This window comes from Thiobacillus sp. (genome assembly GCA_024235835.1).
In the GTDB taxonomy this organism is placed as follows: Bacteria; Pseudomonadota; Gammaproteobacteria; order Burkholderiales; family Thiobacillaceae; genus PFJX01.
Genome location: JACKLQ010000002.1, coordinates 399,722 through 415,432, shown reverse-complemented (window position 1 = coordinate 415,432; position 15,711 = coordinate 399,722). Strand labels below are relative to the sequence as shown.

Annotated in this window: 16 protein-coding genes, 1 tRNA gene and 1 pseudogene; 12 read left to right on the top strand and 6 right to left on the bottom strand. The window is 62.5% G+C overall.

Annotated elements, in window-relative coordinates; translation table 11 throughout:
- Window positions 1–252 precede the first annotated feature (252 nt).
- Window positions 253–456, top strand: a complete 204-nt coding sequence (locus tag H6935_10125; GenBank protein MCP5278701.1) for a cold-shock protein — start codon at window positions 253–255, stop codon at window positions 454–456.
- 102 nt (window positions 457–558) lie between these two features.
- Window positions 559–780 carry a hypothetical protein gene (locus H6935_10120; protein ID MCP5278700.1) on the top strand — a complete coding sequence of 74 codons (222 nt, stop codon included), beginning with the start codon at window positions 559–561 and terminating at the stop codon, window positions 778–780.
- Here the strand turns inward: H6935_10120 and H6935_10115 are convergent.
- Window positions 765–1,925 carry a hypothetical protein gene (locus H6935_10115; protein MCP5278699.1) on the bottom strand — a complete coding sequence of 387 codons (1,161 nt, stop codon included), beginning with the start codon at window positions 1,923–1,925 and terminating at the stop codon, window positions 765–767. The two genes, H6935_10120 and H6935_10115, sit on opposite strands and share 16 nt — an antisense overlap.
- A 116-nt stretch (window positions 1,926–2,041) precedes the next feature.
- Window positions 2,042–2,118 (bottom strand) — tRNA-Arg (locus H6935_10110).
- A 100-nt stretch (window positions 2,119–2,218) separates the two neighbouring features.
- Between H6935_10110 and H6935_10105 the strand changes: the two genes are divergently transcribed.
- A complete protein-coding gene (locus tag H6935_10105) occupies window positions 2,219–3,019 on the top strand; it encodes a c-type cytochrome (protein ID MCP5278698.1) in 801 nt (266 codons plus the stop codon).
- A gap of 43 nt (window positions 3,020–3,062) precedes the next feature.
- Here the strand turns inward: H6935_10105 and H6935_10100 are convergent, their stop codons facing one another.
- Together H6935_10100 and H6935_10095 are read right to left on the bottom strand one after the other, a co-directional pair.
- Window positions 3,063–5,060, bottom strand: a complete 1,998-nt coding sequence (locus tag H6935_10100; GenBank protein MCP5278697.1) for a UvrD-helicase domain-containing protein — start codon at window positions 5,058–5,060, stop codon at window positions 3,063–3,065.
- A 60-nt stretch (window positions 5,061–5,120) separates the two neighbouring features.
- On the bottom strand, window positions 5,121–5,735 hold the full coding sequence (locus H6935_10095; protein ID MCP5278696.1) for a cytochrome c4: 615 nt from the start codon (window positions 5,733–5,735) through the stop codon (window positions 5,121–5,123).
- 70 nt (window positions 5,736–5,805) lie between these two features.
- On the opposite strand from H6935_10095, the gene H6935_10090 reads away from it, so the two are divergent.
- Both H6935_10090 and hemB read left to right on the top strand, forming a co-directional pair.
- On the top strand, window positions 5,806–6,435 hold the full coding sequence (locus H6935_10090; protein MCP5278695.1) for a YihA family ribosome biogenesis GTP-binding protein: 630 nt from the start codon (window positions 5,806–5,808) through the stop codon (window positions 6,433–6,435).
- A gap of 175 nt (window positions 6,436–6,610) precedes the next feature.
- Window positions 6,611–7,627 carry a porphobilinogen synthase gene (hemB, locus tag H6935_10085; protein MCP5278694.1) on the top strand — a complete coding sequence of 339 codons (1,017 nt, stop codon included), beginning with the start codon at window positions 6,611–6,613 and terminating at the stop codon, window positions 7,625–7,627.
- A 6-nt stretch (window positions 7,628–7,633) separates the two neighbouring features.
- On the opposite strand, the gene H6935_10080 is transcribed toward hemB, so the two are convergent.
- Window positions 7,634–8,368, bottom strand: a complete 735-nt coding sequence (locus tag H6935_10080) for a flagellar brake protein (GenBank protein MCP5278693.1) — start codon at window positions 8,366–8,368, stop codon at window positions 7,634–7,636.
- 230 nt (window positions 8,369–8,598) lie between these two features.
- On the opposite strand from H6935_10080, the gene H6935_10075 reads away from it, so the two are divergent.
- The 6 genes and pseudogenes from H6935_10075 to H6935_10050 all read left to right on the top strand — a co-directional run bounded on the left by H6935_10075 (window position 8,599) and on the right by H6935_10050 (window position 14,105).
- Window positions 8,599–9,270 (top strand): hypothetical protein, encoded by a 672-nt coding sequence (locus H6935_10075; GenBank protein ID MCP5278692.1) that lies wholly within the window; start codon window positions 8,599–8,601, stop codon window positions 9,268–9,270.
- A gap of 7 nt (window positions 9,271–9,277) precedes the next feature.
- A complete protein-coding gene (locus H6935_10070) occupies window positions 9,278–10,141 on the top strand; it encodes a ThiF family adenylyltransferase (protein MCP5278691.1) in 864 nt (287 codons plus the stop codon).
- Window positions 10,142–10,200: 59 nt separating this feature from the next.
- A complete protein-coding gene (locus H6935_10065) occupies window positions 10,201–10,965 on the top strand; it encodes a PEP-CTERM/exosortase system-associated acyltransferase (protein ID MCP5278690.1) in 765 nt (254 codons plus the stop codon).
- The gene (locus H6935_10060) at window positions 10,952–12,025 is read left to right on the top strand and encodes a hypothetical protein (GenBank protein MCP5278689.1); all 1,074 of its coding nucleotides are present in this window, start codon (window positions 10,952–10,954) and stop codon (window positions 12,023–12,025) included. The genes H6935_10065 and H6935_10060 overlap by 14 nt, the downstream gene beginning before the upstream one ends.
- 1,053 nt (window positions 12,026–13,078) lie before the next feature.
- Window positions 13,079–13,159, top strand: a pseudogene (locus H6935_10055) (PEP-CTERM sorting domain-containing protein).
- 70 nt (window positions 13,160–13,229) lie between these two features.
- The gene (locus H6935_10050; GenBank protein MCP5278688.1) at window positions 13,230–14,105 is read left to right on the top strand and encodes a class I SAM-dependent methyltransferase; all 876 of its coding nucleotides are present in this window, start codon (window positions 13,230–13,232) and stop codon (window positions 14,103–14,105) included.
- 24 nt (window positions 14,106–14,129) lie between these two features.
- Here the strand turns inward: H6935_10050 and H6935_10045 are convergent, their stop codons facing one another.
- Window positions 14,130–14,870, bottom strand: coding sequence for an outer membrane lipoprotein-sorting protein (locus tag H6935_10045; protein MCP5278687.1), 741 nt, complete (start codon window positions 14,868–14,870; stop codon window positions 14,130–14,132).
- A gap of 96 nt (window positions 14,871–14,966) precedes the next feature.
- On the opposite strand from H6935_10045, the gene H6935_10040 reads away from it, so the two are divergent.
- Window positions 14,967–15,686: an ABC transporter ATP-binding protein gene (locus H6935_10040; GenBank protein MCP5278686.1), complete on the top strand. Its 720-nt coding sequence runs from the start codon at window positions 14,967–14,969 to the stop codon at window positions 15,684–15,686.
- Window positions 15,687–15,711 lie beyond the last annotated feature (25 nt).

Genomic DNA, 15,711 nt, shown 5'->3' with positions numbered 1-15,711 from the left:
TGGCCAGGGTGGAGCCATTGTGGAATGCATGGGGCTCATGGCGTGAGCCTAAGAAAATCATGATTTTCTTAAATGCATGTGGGTGCTTGTTGCCGCGAAAACGCTGCTGTAGAGTCACGCGCGCAGGTTCTCAAGTGGTGTTTGTTCGGCTGTTCCCTACCCTTGGTTGGTATTTCAGTTGCACCCCTGGCTTGGCGCTTGCGTGGCGGGGGTATGCCCGTCAGTCCATTCACGCATTTAGGATGATTCAATATGGCAACTGGTACCGTTAAGTGGTTCAACGACGCTAAGGGTTTTGGCTTCATTACTCCCGACGAAGGCGGTGAGGACCTCTTTGCACACTTCTCCGCGATTCAGTCCAAGGGCTTCAAGAGCCTGAAGGAAGACCAGAAGGTGGAGTTCGAGGTGACCACGGGTCCCAAGGGTAAGCAGGCCTCCAATATCCGCCCCCTCTGAGCGTTTCCCGCTTTCCTGAAAGCCCGCCTAGGCGGGCTTTTTTATTTGCGCTGCCCTCCGGCGGGCCTACGCTTTGGGAAGGCGAGCTATTAGGAGATGGTCATGAAGCGGTGGATTGCGCCTTTTATGCTGGGCCTGCTGATGATGGGCTGTGGTGCGGAAACGGTGGGCACCGCCGCCATTCAGGCCTCCCTCAAGGCCCAGGAGGCCGAGGAGGCAAAGCGGATTCAGCAGGACGTGCAGCGGCAGATGGAAGCCGCGCAGCAACTGCAGCAGCAACGTCTGGATGAGACCCTTCGGGCCGCGGATCAGGCGTCCCAGTAGGGCGTGGCGATGGTGTCACCCAGGTCCGCCTCCACCAGGCGGCGGCGCACCTCCAGCAGACGGGCGATGAGGGCCGGCTCGGCGCGGCCGTAGGCGTCGGCGTCCGGGCGGCGGTTCACCACCACGCCCAGGAGTTCCGTGATGGCGTTGCCGATGGAATTCTGGCTGATGGTGACGATGAGCTTGCCGGCGTCGTTGCGGTAGATGAGCTGCTTGAAGGCCGGCTGCCAGCGGATGGCGTTGGCGTACTTGGCGTCCTTGATGCAGCGGTCCCGCACCATCTTGGCGGTCTTGAGGAAGTCGTTGTTGAACTGGAGCTTGTCCTCAACCAGTTCCGGGAAGTGGATATCCCTTGGCAGGGGCGCGTTGCGGGTGGACACCTGGCTGAAGAAGGTGCGGTAGAAGTCGATGAAGCCCTTGAGCAGGGTGTCGTATTCCTTCCAGAAGCGGATTTCCTTCAGGGACGCCGCGCCCCCCGTCACCTCCCAGCTGGGCAGGCCCTGGGGATAGCCGGTGATGGCGATCTTGCAGGACCCGGGCGTGCAGGGACGCAGGATCTCCAGGTCCAGTTCATCGAAGAAGGCCCGGTAAACATCGCGCAGATAGGCCTGGAACAGGGAATGCTGGCCGCCGTCGGTGAGGTTGGGGTTGTTCTCGTCCGCCACGGGGGCGGCGGCCAGTTCTTCCTTGTTGAAGACGATGAAGTGGTTGTGCAGCATGCGGATACTGGGCACGCCGGGGGAAGTCAGGGGCCAGGTGGCGTCCAGGCTGGCCTCCCCGGCCAGGACCAGGTGTTTCTCCGGGTCCGGGTATTGCTCCAGCATGTAGTCGTAGATGATGGCGTTCATCCGGTTCCACACGTTCTTCACCGCCTCCGGCACCTGGGTGCGGCGTACCGGGCGACCCAGGGGGTCCAGGATGGCGCGGGAGGTGTTGTAGATGATGGAGGCGTCGAACTCGTTGCTGTGGCCCAGGGCCTTGCGGTACAGCAGCAGGCCCTCCGGGTTCTGCAGCAGGCCGTTGTTGTGCACCAGGTCGTTCAGGTTCTCCGTGCTGTTGAAGAACTCGTTGGGCTTCATGCCCTCGGGCACGTCCAGGGGAATGGGACGGAAGGGCGTGGTGATCTCGCGGGGACCTGACTGCATGGCTGTTCCTGGCACTTCGTGAAAGGGAATGAGGTGCAGGGGATGATAGAGGAACAGGCCGACCTGGCAAGCCTGGCCTTGACCTGGCGCAGGCGGGGAGGGGCCGAGATGGGAATTGGCGCGCCCGACACGATTCGAACGTGCGACCCCTGCCTTCGGAGGGCAGTACTCTATCCAGCTGAGCTACGGGCGCGCGGGCCGCGAAGAATAGCACAGCACTTCACGCCGGTCAGGCATATGACCGTATAATCAGCAGGTTTTTGCAACCGACCCCCGTTATTGAGAACTGCGCCATGGCCGACCATCACGAGATGACCAAAACCACGCCGAAGGACTTCCTTATTGCCACTCTGGGTGGTTTGTTCGCCCCCGGTCTGGCGATTTTTCTCATCGTTATGCTGTTTATAGGCATCCAGGGCCGCATGGGCCAGGAGGATGCGGCGCCTGTCTCCGACCAGGCTGTCCAGTCTCGCATCCAGCCCTTCGGCAAGTCCGTCGCGGTGGACCCCAATGCCCCCAAGGTGGAACTGACCGGCGAGCAGGTCTACAACGAGATCTGCGCCGGTTGCCACGCCTCCGGCGCCCTGGGCTCGCCCAAGTTCAAGGAATCCAAGGACTGGGGCCCCCGCATCGCCAAGGGGTATGACACCCTGCTCGTGCATGCCCTCAACGGTTTCAACAAGATGCCTGCCCGGGGCGGCGAGCCGGACCTGTCCGACCTGGAAGTGGCCCGGGGCATCGTGTACATGACCAACGTCGCCGGCGGCAAGTTCGAGCCCACCTTGAAGAAGGAAAAGGAGCCCACCGCCGCCGAACTGGCCCGGGGCAAGGTGGTGTACGCCGAGAACTGCGCCTACTGCCATGACACCGGCAAGACTGGTGCCCAGAAACTGAACGACACCCAGGCCTGGGCAGCCCTGATGAAGGAAGGCCGGGACTACCTGTATACCGCCGCCATCAAGGGCAGCTTCGGCGGTCCCGCCAAGGGCGGCAACGAGAAACTGTCCGATGCCGACACCATCGTCGCCGTGGACTACATGATCGACCAGGCCAAGGCAGCGATGGCCGCCGCCAAGCCGGCCGTGAAGCAGTAAGGCTTCGGAAGCCGCCAGAAAACGCCGCCTGCGGGCGGCGTTTTCATTTGCTGCCCAGCATGGCCTTCAGGGCGGAGAGGCGGCGCTGGCCCTCGGCCTTGGTGGCGTTGGGGTCTGTTTCGGGGGCTCCGGAGCGCTTCACCTCGCCCCCATCCAATTCCGACAGAAAACGTGAAGGTTCGCAGGGCACGTTCTCTCCCCCCTTCTTGCGCTTGGCGCAGTGGGTGATGACCAGGCCCCGCCGGGCCCGGGTGATGCCCACGTACATCAGGCGGCGCTCCTCCTCCAGGCGGGGGCCCTCCAAACATTCCCGGTGGGGAAGAATCTCTTCTTCCACGCCGATCAGATAGACGTGGGGAAACTCCAGGCCCTTGGCGGCATGGAGGGTGGACAGGCGCACGGCATCCACCTCGGTGTCGTCCCGGCCTTCCAGCAGGTTCATGAGGCTCACGGTCTGGGTGAGTTCGTTCAGGCTCTTGTCGTCTTCCTCGCCTTTTTTCGACAGCCAGTCCACGAATTCCCTCACGTTCTCCCACTTCACCTTGGCGGACCGGTCGTCTTCGTTGCCGTAGAGCCATTCCTCGTAATGGATGGCGGCCAGCAGTTCCTCCAGCAGGCGACCGGCGGGTTCCTTGTCGGCCCGGAAGGCCAGGCGGTTGATGAAGTCGCAGAATTCCACCAGGGGTTCCAGCTGGCGGGCCTGCATCTGGGCCTGGAAACCCTCCTCGAAGGCCGCCTCGAACAGACTGACGTGGCGCTTGCCGGCGTGATCCCCCAGCTTTTCCAGGGTGCCGGCACCGATGCCCCGGCGGGGCGTGGTGGCGGCGCGGATGAAGGCGGGGTCGTCGTCCTGGTTGGCGATGAGGCGCAAATAGGCAGTGAGGTCCTTGATCTCCGCCCGGTCGAAGAAGGATTGGCCGCCGGAGAGCTGGTAGGGAATCTTGGCCTCCCGCAGGGCTTCTTCCACCAGCCTGGCCTGGTGATTGCCCCGGTAGAGCACGGCATAGTCGGCATGGCGGGTGCGATGCTCGAACTTGTGGGCGGAGATGCGCATGGCCACGGTTTCCGCCTCATGGCGGTCGTCCCGGCATTGCACGATCTCGATGTGGTCCCCCAGACCCAGCTCGCTCCACAGGTTCTTCTCGTGCAGCCTGGGGTTGTTGCGGATGACGCTGTTGGCGGCCTTGAGGATGCGCTGGCTGGAGCGGTAGTTCTGGGTAAGGGGAATGATCTTCAGCTGGGGCCAGTCGGTGGTGAGGCGGCGCAGGTTCTCCACGTCGGCGCCCCGCCAGGCATAAATGGCCTGGTCGTCGTCTCCCACGGCGGTGAAGCGGCCCATGGGGCCCGCCAGCAGCTTCATGAGCTCGTACTGGGCGCCGTTGGTGTCCTGGTATTCGTCCACCAATAGGTAGCGTAGGCGGCCCTGCCAGGTCTGCAGGGCGTCCGGGTGCAGGCGGAACAGTTCCACCGGCAGGCGGATGAGGTCGTCGAAATCCATGGCCTGGTAGGCCCGCAAGGTGTCCTGATAGGCCTGGTAGGCCACGGCCACCTGGCGCTGGGCTTCGTCTTCGGCCGCCTTCAGGGCCTCGGCGGGGCTGAGCAGGGCGTTTTTCCAGTTGGAAATGACTGAAGCGGCCTGGCGCAGGCTGCCCTTGTCCGGGTTCTTGAGGATGTCGGACAGGATGCCGTTGGCGTCGGCGGCGTCCAGCACGGAAAACCGGGGCTTGTAGCCCAGGCGCCTGGCCTCGGCCCGCAGGATGTGCAGTCCCAGGGAGTGGAAGGTGGAGACGGTGAGGCCGTGGGCCGCCTTACCCGGGAGCAATTCGGACACCCGTTCCCGCATTTCCCGCGCCGCCTTGTTGGTGAAGGTGATGGCGGCGATATGGCGGGCCTCGATGCCACAGCCGGTGACCAGGTAGGCGATCTTGCGGGTAATGACCCGGGTTTTGCCCGAGCCGGCGCCCGCCAGCACCAGGAGGGGGCTGTCGAGATACTTTACAGCTTCTCGTTGTTGCGGATTAAGGTCGTCGAACTGGGACATGGGCGGCAGAACAAAAGAAAACGGCCCGCGCGAGGCGGGCCGCTTCGGAGGAAGAGAATCTTAACGCAGGCCGGAGATGTATTCGGCCACGGCCTTCATTTCCTGGTCGGTCATCTTGCGGGCGATGACCTGCATCATCTTGCCGCCGTCGTTGGCGCGGTCGCCGCTGCGGAAGTTCTTCAACTGGGAGAGCACGTACTTGGCATGCTGGCTGCCCAGGCGGGGGAACTGCACGGGGATGCCGGCACCGGCGGGGCCGTGGCAGGAGGCGCAGGCGGGTACGCCGCTGCCCTGGTTGCCGCCCTTGTAGATCTTCATGCCTTCGGCGGCCAGGGCTGCATCCTTGGCCTGCTTGGGCTTGGGCTGCTGGGCGCTGAAGTAGGCGGCCAGGTTCTGGATGTCGTCATCGGAGAGCTTGGCGGCGTTGGGGGCCATGGTGGCGTTCATGCGGGCGCCGGAGCGGAACTCGGTGAGCTGCTTGGCAATGTACTCGGGGTGCTGGCCGGCCAGGCTGGGGTAGATGGGATTGTTGCTGTTGCCATCGGTGTTGTGGCAGGCGCCGCACACGTTGTTGACGATGGACTGGGCCTTGGCGGCATCGCCCTTGGCGAAAGAGAGGGAGGAAAAGCCCACGGCAGAAATCAGCAGGCCAGTCAGCAGCGCGAAGGCTTTCATGAAACGCTCCTTAAATATCCGGAATGACAGCAAGGGAAAATCGCGGCATTGTAACGGCCTGTTTACATGAGTGCCAACCGTGCTTAACGCCGTTTTCCATATCTCCGTCGCCAATGCCCGTGACCTGCCCCGGGAAAGCCTGGCCGAGGTGGCCTTCGCGGGCCGCTCCAACGCGGGCAAATCCAGCGCAATCAATACCCTCTGCAACCACAAGCGGCTGGCCTTCGTCAGCAAGCTGCCCGGGCGCACCCAGTTGCTCAATTTCTTCCGTATTGCCGACGGGCGGTTCCTGGTGGATCTGCCGGGCTATGGCTTCGCCAAGGCCCCCAAGGAGCAGCAGATGCAGTGGCAGGACCTGATCGGCGGCTATCTGGCCCGCAGTTCCCATCTCATGGGCTTGGTGCTGATCATGGACATCCGCCATCCCCTGACTGAGCTGGACTGGTCCCTGCTGGAGTGGTTCAGGCCTTCGGGCAAGCCCGTCCACGTGCTGCTTTCAAAGAGCGACAAGCTGTCCAGGGGACCTGCCCAGCAAACCCTGCTCAAGGTACGTGCCGCCCTCCAGGAGGCCGGGTTCCCTGCTTCCGTGCAGCTGTTCTCCAGTCTGAAGCGGGTGGGTGTGGACGAGGCGGAGGCCTTGGTGCGGCAATGGCTGGGGACACCCAAAAAAAACCCGGCCGAAGGGGATCAGGCCGGGTAGAAGAGGCCTTAACCTTGCGTTAAGGCACCCGCTCAGGGAGGAGAAGCGGGAGACGATGGAAGCTGTGTCTCACGACACTCGTCTGGCTTGATAGACGTCATGTCCTGGGCGATGGTTCCCGGTAAGCTTGTCACCTGCCTGGTAAATTCGTTCTGGTTATATGGAGCAAAGCCTGATGTTCGATCTGTCCCGCTTTCCCCAAAAACGCATGCGCCGCATGCGTCGCGACGACTTTTCCCGCCGCCTCATGCGGGAGACGGTGCTGACCCCGGCGGACTTGATCCTGCCCGTGTTCGTGCTGGATGGGGAGAACCGGGTGGAGGACGTGGCCTCCATGCCCGGCGTGCAACGCATGAGCCTGGACCGGTTGTTCGTGGTGGCGGAGGACTGCCTGAAATACGGGGTGCCCGCCATGGCCCTGTTCCCGGTGGTGGATGCCGGCCTGAAGAGCCTGGATGCAGCCGAGGCCTATAACCCGGCCGGCCTGGTGCCCCGGGTGGTCAGCGCCCTGAAGCAGCGGTTCCCGGAGCTGGGCATCATCACCGACGTGGCCCTGGACCCCTATACCAGCCACGGCCAGGACGGACTCATCGACCCCAACGATCCCCGGGGCTACGTGCTCAACGACGAGACCATCGCCGTGCTGACCCGCCAGGCCGAAACCCATGCGGCCGCAGGGGCCGATGTGGTGGCCCCCTCGGACATGATGGATGGTCGGATCCACGCTGTGCGGGAAGCCCTGGATGCTGCCGGATTTCTTTACACTCGCATCCTCGCCTACTCGGCAAAGTACGCCTCCAGCTTCTACGGACCCTTCCGGGACGCGGTGGGATCTGCCGCAAATTTGGGCAAGGGGGACAAGTACACCTACCAGATGGACCCGGCCAATTCCAATGAATCCCTTTGGGAAGTGGGGCTGGATCTGCAGGAAGGGGCCGACATGGTCATGATCAAGCCCGGCATGCCTTATCTGGACATCGTGCGGCGGGTGAAAGAGACCTACCAGGCACCCACCTACGTCTATCAGGTGAGCGGTGAGTACGCCATGCTCAAGGCGGCCGGCCAGAACGGCTGGATCAACGAGCAGGCCTGCGTGCTGGAAAGCCTGCTGGGGTTCAAGCGCGCCGGCGCGGATGGGGTTTTGACCTACTTTGCCCTGGATGCGGCCCGGTGGCTGGCCGAGGACCGGTAGACCGGGTCAGATGTAACGGGCCAGCCTTTCCCGCTCCACGCGGTTGATGTAGCGCTGGATTTCCGTCTCCACGCTGGGGTGCAGGTCGATGAACTGGCAGCCGGCCCGGTGAGTGACCCGGCCGTTCTTGAGGGTGAGGTCGAAGGTGCTTCGCACCGTCAGGCTGATGGCGAACTCGCCCGTGCCGGGGAGCGTGATGCGGCAGCCTTGATAGCTGTCGCCGGGATGCAACAAGCCGGCACCTTCGTAGGAGAGGATGCCCATCCCGCCTATGCTGATGTCCACAACGACGGTATCAATGAAGCCCTGGGGCGTGTTGATGGCACAGCGCACGGGGTTGATGACGGACGTGCCGAGGCGGTAGTACTCCCTGCGCTGCAGGCGCAGGAGCTCCCGGGGAATGGGAAAGCGGAAGACGGGTTCTTCCTCCAGCCGGGCGGGTTGAATATCCTGGGCAGTGAACTGAATGTGGACCTGGTCAAGGGTGGTGACGCAGGTGGCATGGCCGCTTTCCAGCAGGCGCTCGTTGAGGATCTGGCTCGATCCTTGCTCTACTTGAAGGGAACCTTCCTGGGGGTCCAGGGCCACTATGGAGGACAGGATGAAATCCCGTCCTTTGGTGTCGTAAAGGGCGATGGGGGACTTGGATTCCATGACGCCCCGGAGGATGCGTTCTATCTCGTGGGCGTGGCGAACCAGGTATCGTTCGCTGCCCTGGGTAGGTAGAGGTTCGGTCGGCATGGCGTGGATTGTATCGAAGCGTTGAAGGGATGTTATCCGTCACTTCAGCGTCCGGCGGTGTAATGAAGTCTGTGTATCATTCATAAGCGTTCGCTAATGCTCAGGAGTTGACTTTGGGTTTCTTTGATAGGTTGCGTGCTGGCAGCCAGCGATGGGCAAAAACCCTCGTGGTCGTGCCCCCGCCGGGCCACTTGCAGAATGCAGGACTGGTTCCGCGCAAGCCTGAACCGTTGCGCGCCCACAATGAAGAAACCGTCCGTCAGGACACCATCAAGATTCGCCTGGCCCACGACGCTTCCCGCTCCACGGCTGCCCGGGTCCTGGTCGAGCGCCGCTACGAAGAAAAGGGCTACTTCTCCGTGGGGGACCTGAGCCACAAGCAGGTGTGCCCGGAAAACATCACGCTTGCCAGCTACAAGGGCGACGAGATGATGGGCACCCTGAGTCTGGGCTTCGACACGGGAGCTGGCCTGCTTGTCGACGAAATTTACAAACCCGAGGTCGACGAGCTGCGCCGAGCCGGACGTCGGGTCTGTGAATTCACCAAGCTGGCCATCGACAACAAGCGCACGTCCAAGCGCATCCTGGCGGGCCTGTTCCACATTGCCTTCCTCTACGCGGAGCGCATCTGGGGCTACACCGACATCGTCATCGAGGTGAATCCGTCCCACGTCTCGTTCTATCAGCGCATGCTCGGGTTTGACGTGCTGGGAACGGAGCGCATGTGTTCCAGGGTCAACGCGCCGGCCGTGCTGCTGAGAGTGGACACCCAGTGGGGTCGGGACATGGTGGACAAATTCGGCGGGCGTCCCGAACTGGCCAAGCAGGAACGCTCGCTGTTCCCCTATTTCCTTTCCAAGGCAGAAGAGGACAGAATCCTGGAACGTCTGATGCAGGGATGACTTCCACTTGGATTCCAGCCTTTTCGATTACACGACCGCCTTTTCGCGCAATATTGGCTGGGTAACCGAGGCCGAGCAGCATTTGCTCAGCGGCAAGCGGGTTGCCATCGCGGGCATGGGGGGGGTGGGCGGCTTCCACCTGCTGACCCTGGCCAGGCTGGGCGTGCAGCACTTCCATATCGCGGACCTGGACGAGTTCGAACTCGCCAATTTCAACCGCCAGGCGGGCGCTTCCATGGGCGCCCTGGGCCGACACAAGGCGGAAGCCCTGGCCGAGATGGCCCTGGAGATCAACCCCCAGGCTGACATCAAGCGGTTCCGTGATGGCGTGACCCAGGCCAACCTGGCCGAATTCTTTGCGCAGGTGGACCTTTACGTCGACGGCCTGGATTTTTTCGCCTTCCAGGCACGCGAGGAGGTATTCGCCTATTGCCATGACCATGGCATCCCGGCCATCACCGTGGCGCCCCTGGGAATGAGCGCAGCCCTCCTGAATTTCCTGCCGGGGCGGATGGGTTTTGAAGACTACTTCCAGCTCCAGGGGTGTCCCGAACTGGAAAAGGCCATTCGTTTTCTCATCGGGCTGGCCCCCAACGCCTTGCACCGCCATTACCTGGCGGACCGCTCCCGGGTGAACCTGGCCGAGCGGCGGGGGCCTTCCACGGTGATGGCCTGCTCCCTGTGCGCCGGCGTGGCGGGCACCGAGGCCCTCAAGATCCTCCTGGGCCGTGGGCCGGTGCTGGCCGCACCCCACGGCATGCAGTTTGATGCCTACCGCAACAAGCTGGCCCGAACCTGGCGGCCCGGCGGCAACGCCAATCCGCTCAACCGCCTGGCCATTGCCGTGGCGAAGCACATGCTGGGGCTATAAGTCGTCCAAGGCATCGAACCTGTGGCACACTGGCTTGCCACCCCAAGAGGAGACATGGTTTGAGCCCGGATCTGGTCTCGGCCTTCAACGATTATTTCGAACTGGTCCATGCGGATAGCGCGGAACTGCGCAAGCAGGTGTACCTGTTGCGCTACCAGGTCTATGTCCTGGAGACGGGGTTCGAGGACGAGGACGACTGCATCTGCGTGGATGTGGCGGGCAACGGCCGTATCTGCTGGGAAGAGGACGAGTTCGACCGGCGTTCGGACCATTATCTGGTCAGGCATCGGCGCACCGGTGTCTATGCCGCCACGGCCCGCCTGATCCTGCCCGACCCCCAGGACATCTCCGCTCCCTATCCCATCGAGTCCCATTGCCAGCTGGACCGGCCCGTGGCCGATGCGGCCGAGCGTGCATGCCTGGGAGAGATCTCCCGCTTCGCGGTGTCCAAGGTGTTCAAGCGCCGTATCGGCGAATCCGGCACCCTGGCCGGCGTGGCCGAGAACGTGGACATGTATTTCGAGGAGGACGAGCGCCGGGTCCTGCCCCATATCTCCCTCGGCCTGTTCGCCGCAGTCATGCACATGGCCTACGACCACGGCATCACCCAGTGCTACGCCGTCATGGAACCGGCCCTGCTCAGGCTGCTGGGCCGGTTCGGGGTCATCTTCAACCGCATCGGCCCGGACGTGGACTACCACGGCAACCGCACGCCCTGCCTGGGCACCATGGAAGAAGCCCTGCCCAACATCCAAAGGGTCTGCCCCGCCGTCTGGGAGCTCATCACCAACCGGGGGGAATGGGTCGGGCATGAGCCCATCTGATTCGCGTTTGCCGGACCCGGAACAGCTCAGGTACATCCTGGAAAGCGCCGTGCTGGCGCCTTCCGCGGACAACCAGCACCGCATCCGTTTTGAATTGACCCAAAATGTCTTGCGGGTAAAGCATACGGAACAGGAACTGCCTGCCGAGGGGGGCTACAAGCGGGTCCTGTTGCTGTTGTCCATCGGGGCGGTGGCAGAGAACCTGGCCATCGCCGCCACCCGCTTCGGGCTCACCGCTACGGTGACCTTGTTTCCCGGGCAGACGCCGGCCGATTGCCTGCTGGAGGTGACATTCACACAGGATGGCCGGGCAGAGGATCCGCTCTGTTCGATGATTCCCCTGCGGCACACCAACCGCCGCGTCCTTTTCCGCGGTCCGGCCTTATCGGAGCCTGAAAAAGCCGAATTTTCGGTTCAGCTGGCGAACGCCCCGTCCAATCACCTGGTTTGGATGGACGAACCCCGGTTGAGGAAAAAGGTGATCGGCCTGATGAGGAAGGCCGAGACGGAGCGCTTTCGCAACGCCGAACTGCATGCGGAACTGTTTTCTGCCATCCGCTTCGACCAGGGCTGGAGCCATGCCTGTGAGGAAGGGCTGCCCCCAGGGGCGTTGGGAGTGGAGCTGCCCCTGCGGCCCTTTTTCGCCCTCATGCGCCATTGGCCCCTGATGCGCGCCCTCAATCTCTTCGGCACCCACCATATGCTGGGCTGGCGCGCCAGCGGACTGCCGGCTTGGTTGGCACCCAACCTGGGCATGATCGGCGTGAAGGAGGCGGACGACCAGTCCGTCTTTAAGGCGGGTCGTACTTTCCAGCGCGTCTGGCTCACGGCCACGAAGCAGGGCCGGGTGCTCCAGCCCCTGCCGGCCGTAGCCCTCTATGGGCTGAAAGGTGCAACGTCAGAGTGCATTTCCCCCAACCTGCAAAGCGCATTGGCTGACGGCTGGCGGGAACTGGCGCCGGGATGGGTGCCCCTCATGCTGTTCAGGGTGGGTTATGCCAAACCCCTGGCCATCCACAGCGCCCGATCCGCCCTGGAGTCCTATCTGGCTGCGTCGTGACAGGGGCTCCTGCGGGTCATCTGGAACATAATTCCCTGTCGCGGCCCGACGGCGTTGTACTTCCCTTTTCCAGCGCCTGTAGGTGTCGGCAAGCTTTACAAGTCCGGCTTCTGATCCTCGGCCCGATTTTTCAGAGGAATTTATTCCATTAATAATCATGGCGTTGCGATGATTTATTGATATTGGCACGGTGGTTGCTTTAACTGGACTGCGATAAAACGCGGAGCAGGTAAGTAGGTTCCAGCAAAGATCAATGTAACGAAAGGAAAGAAAATGAAAGTCTTCAAACTCGCGGCGTTGACCGCCATGATGTCCCTGGCAGCTGGGGCCCAAGCCGGTACCGTAGCCAGCCAGTTCTTTGATGGTTTCCAGCAGTTGTCTGACAACAGCGCCGAGTGGCTCTCTGGTGACCTGAATACCAACCGTAAGCTTGAGTTGGGCGATACCCTGCAAGGTATCTTTACGATTGAGACTCTGGAAAAAACCGGTTTTGCAACTCGTTACCTGGGTGGTGGCAGTGGCAACAACGAACTGACTGGTTTCTTTGAGGGTGTGGTTGTCGGATATCAAGAACTTGTTCCTGCTACGCCTGGCCTAGCAGATGGTGTTTATAAGTATTTGTTTGCACCAACCGCTAGTTTCCAAGCTACTTACGGTGTGGGCGCCATGGTTGCAATGTTTGAGGACGCAACACCTGACTACACCCGGGTAAATAATGCCACTTGTACTGATTTGGCCTCCTGCATTGCTACGGCTACCAATGGCTCGCCCTTTATGACCCTTGGCTTTGCGACCGCAAGCGACTTCTGGGCTTCGACCTCTTTTACAAATGACATTGATGTTGTGGGCCAAACGAATGCTCCCCTGAATGGTGGCGTGTTCAATACGGGTTTGAGCATCTTGGCTAATTATTCTGGTCTGACTTTTAACAAGGTCGGGTGCGGTGCATTGGGCCCCGTTAATGTATGCGGCTCCGGCAGCTTGTTGGGAACCGAAGGTGTGGTTACTCCCTTTGATTCCTTCGATAACGTTGACTTCACCGTCAACGTGGAGCGCGTTCCCGAGCCCGCCACCCTGGGCCTGCTGGGCCTGGGTCTGATGGGTCTGGGTCTGGCCCGTCGTCGCAAGGCCTGATCCCGGGTCAAGCGCTCCAAGAAGCCCTGCCTGGCTACCAGGCAGGGCTTTTTTCATTTATAAAGCTGGCATGCCCAATCCCGCCCTGATCCCCACCTTCCTGCGCGAACTGGTCGTGGACCGCACCCTGCCCAGGGAGCCCGAGCCCGACCTGGTCATGGACGATCCGGAGCAGGTGGCCGCCTACGGCGAGGCCGGCCGCATCGACGGGGTCATGGCGGCGGCCTACCTGTTCCATTCCGCCCGCATCAGCCAGGTGATCCAGGGCCGGGCCCAGGTGCTGGACCTGGGCTGTGGACCGGCCACCCAGTTGGCCCAGGTCGCCGAATTCAATCCCGGCACCCGGTTCACGGGGATGGACCTGTCCCCCACCATGCTGGCCAACGCGGAAAAACACGTGGGGGCCCTGGGGCTGACCAACGTCTCGTTCCGGGAGGGCGACATCACCCAGTTGCCGGGCATCCCGGACGGGAGCATGGACGCGGTGATCAGCACCATGGCCCTGCACCATCTGCCCACCCTGGGGCACCTGGAGGCGTGCTTCGCCGCCGTCCGCCGGGTGTTGAAGCCAGGCGGGGCGGTCTACCTGACGGACTTCGGTCGCTTGAAGTCCCTGAAGTCGGTGATTTTCTTCGCCTACATGAACGCCCGGTACCAGCCCCACCTGTTCTCCCTGGACTACGAGCGTTCCCTGCGGGCGGCCTTCCTGAAAGAGGAGTTCGCCGCCCTGACCGAACGTTTCCTTGCCGACGAGGCCCGGCTGGTGTCCACCTTCAAGGTCCCCTTCCTGGTCATCGTCAAGAGCAAGGACAAGCCGCTGCCGGAGGCATTGCGCCTGCGGCTGAAGACCATGCGGCGTGATTTGAAGTCCCGCTACCGCCGGGACCTGGACGACATGCGCACCTTTTTTGGCCTGGGCGGCCTGAAGAACGACCCCTTTGCCTGAAGGGACCTGGCTTGCCGGCCGAAGCTACTGCAGCTTCTTCAGGTAGTCCTTGGAGAAGACCTTGTCCGGCAGGTCCCGCAGTTTCATGTGGCTGTATTCCAGCACCGACTCCTCGCCAGGCCGCAGCGCGTCTTCCATGACCAGCCGGGTGGGGCGGCGCAGGCCGGCCATTTCCTGGAAGCTTTCATAGGTGCAGGTCTTCATGAGCCGGTTGGAGAGGGAGTAGAACTCGGCCTTGCGGGGCCGGTGGTTGGCCTTGTTCACCCAGAGCAGCACCCGGTGGTAGGTCACGCCCCGGTCCACGGCAATGAGTTCCAGGACGTGGTGATCCTCGCCCCCCACCCTTTCCGAGCGCAACAGGGCCGGGTTGTAGTCACCGCTGAAGTTGGCCCGGGCCAGGTCGCCGTTGGCCACCTCGCCGGTGAGACGCTGGGCCAGGCCCAGGCGGATGGGCTGGGAGACGTTGGGCATGAACACCCACAGGTCGCGGCCCTTCATGAGCATGATCTGGCCCCGCTCCGAGGCGGGTTCCAGTATCATCACCACGGTATTGTCGTTGCCCTTGGAGAGGACGCGGTACTTGCGGACTTCCGCATCCTGTTCCGGGGCCGTGCTGGTGATGTTGATGTCCACCTGGAAGCCCTCCGTGGGGAAGCGGATGGCGTCTGACTTTTCCAGGATGGCACGCGCCAGGCTGTCCCCGCGCTCCGGGCTCTCGGCGACGACGGCACTGGAGAACACCGTGAGCAGGGCCAGACCGGCCATGAGGGATAGGGTAGGAAACAAGCGGATGCTTAAGAACGGAATAACGGACATGTCACTGGGCCATCCAATGTCGCTGCCTTGCACGGAAGCCCTTTCATGAGCCTGGTCCGCGTAGAAGGCGTCACCAAGGAATATCAACTGGGCGACCAGACAGTGGTCGCACTTCACGATATTACACTCTCTTTCGAGGAGGGCGTCTTCCTGGCCATCGCCGGCCCATCCGGCAGCGGCAAGACCACCCTGCTCAATATCATCGGCTGCATCGACACGCCCACCACGGGGCGGGTGTTCATCGACGACAAGGAGGTGACGGGCTTGTCGGCGGATGAACTGGCCGACCTGCGGGCCCGCACCACGGGCTTCATCTTCCAGACCTTCAACCTGTTCCCGGTGCTCACGGCGGCGGAGAACGTGGAATATCCCCTCCTGCAGTTGCCTGAGTTGAGCCCCCATGACCGGGCCAAGCGGATCAAGCGCTACCTCCACATGGTGGGACTGGAGAAATACGCCCACCACATGCCCAACCAACTCAGCGGCGGGCAACGACAGCGGGTGGCCATCGCCCGGGCCCTGGCCATCAACCCGCGCATCGTGCTGGCGGACGAGCCCACCGCCAACTTGGACAGCAAGACGGGGGAAAGCATCCTGGGGCTCATGAAGGAGATCAACCGGGGGCTCGGGACGACCTTCATCTTCTCCACCCACGACCGGCGCGTGATGTCCATGGCGGACCGGCTCGTCCGCATCGAGGATGGCCATCTGGCCATGCTGGCGATGAAGCAGGAGAAGGGCTGGAAACAAGTGAGAACGGGGTGAGTTGTGCCCCCGGCTCGAATAAAAC

What these genes read in the sequence shown, in the direction of transcription:
- H6935_10125 (MCP5278701.1), top strand. Translation starts at nt 253, where the DNA reads ATGGCAACTGGTACCGTTAAGTGGTTCAACGACGCTAAGGGTTTTGGC.
- H6935_10120 (MCP5278700.1), top strand. Translation starts at nt 559, where the DNA reads ATGAAGCGGTGGATTGCGCCTTTTATGCTGGGCCTGCTGATGATGGGC.
- H6935_10115 (MCP5278699.1), bottom strand. Translation starts at nt 1,925, where the DNA reads ATGCAGTCAGGTCCCCGCGAGATCACCACGCCCTTCCGTCCCATTCCC.
- H6935_10105 (MCP5278698.1), top strand. Translation starts at nt 2,219, where the DNA reads ATGGCCGACCATCACGAGATGACCAAAACCACGCCGAAGGACTTCCTT.
- H6935_10100 (MCP5278697.1), bottom strand. Translation starts at nt 5,060, where the DNA reads ATGTCCCAGTTCGACGACCTTAATCCGCAACAACGAGAAGCTGTAAAG.
- H6935_10095 (MCP5278696.1), bottom strand. Translation starts at nt 5,735, where the DNA reads ATGAAAGCCTTCGCGCTGCTGACTGGCCTGCTGATTTCTGCCGTGGGC.
- hemB (MCP5278694.1), top strand. Translation starts at nt 6,611, where the DNA reads ATGTTCGATCTGTCCCGCTTTCCCCAAAAACGCATGCGCCGCATGCGT.
- H6935_10080 (MCP5278693.1), bottom strand. Translation starts at nt 8,368, where the DNA reads ATGCCGACCGAACCTCTACCTACCCAGGGCAGCGAACGATACCTGGTT.
- H6935_10060 (MCP5278689.1), top strand. Translation starts at nt 10,952, where the DNA reads ATGAGCCCATCTGATTCGCGTTTGCCGGACCCGGAACAGCTCAGGTAC.
- H6935_10050 (MCP5278688.1), top strand. Translation starts at nt 13,230, where the DNA reads ATGCCCAATCCCGCCCTGATCCCCACCTTCCTGCGCGAACTGGTCGTG.
- H6935_10045 (MCP5278687.1), bottom strand. Translation starts at nt 14,870, where the DNA reads ATGGCCGGTCTGGCCCTGCTCACGGTGTTCTCCAGTGCCGTCGTCGCC.
- H6935_10040 (MCP5278686.1), top strand. Translation starts at nt 14,967, where the DNA reads ATGAGCCTGGTCCGCGTAGAAGGCGTCACCAAGGAATATCAACTGGGC.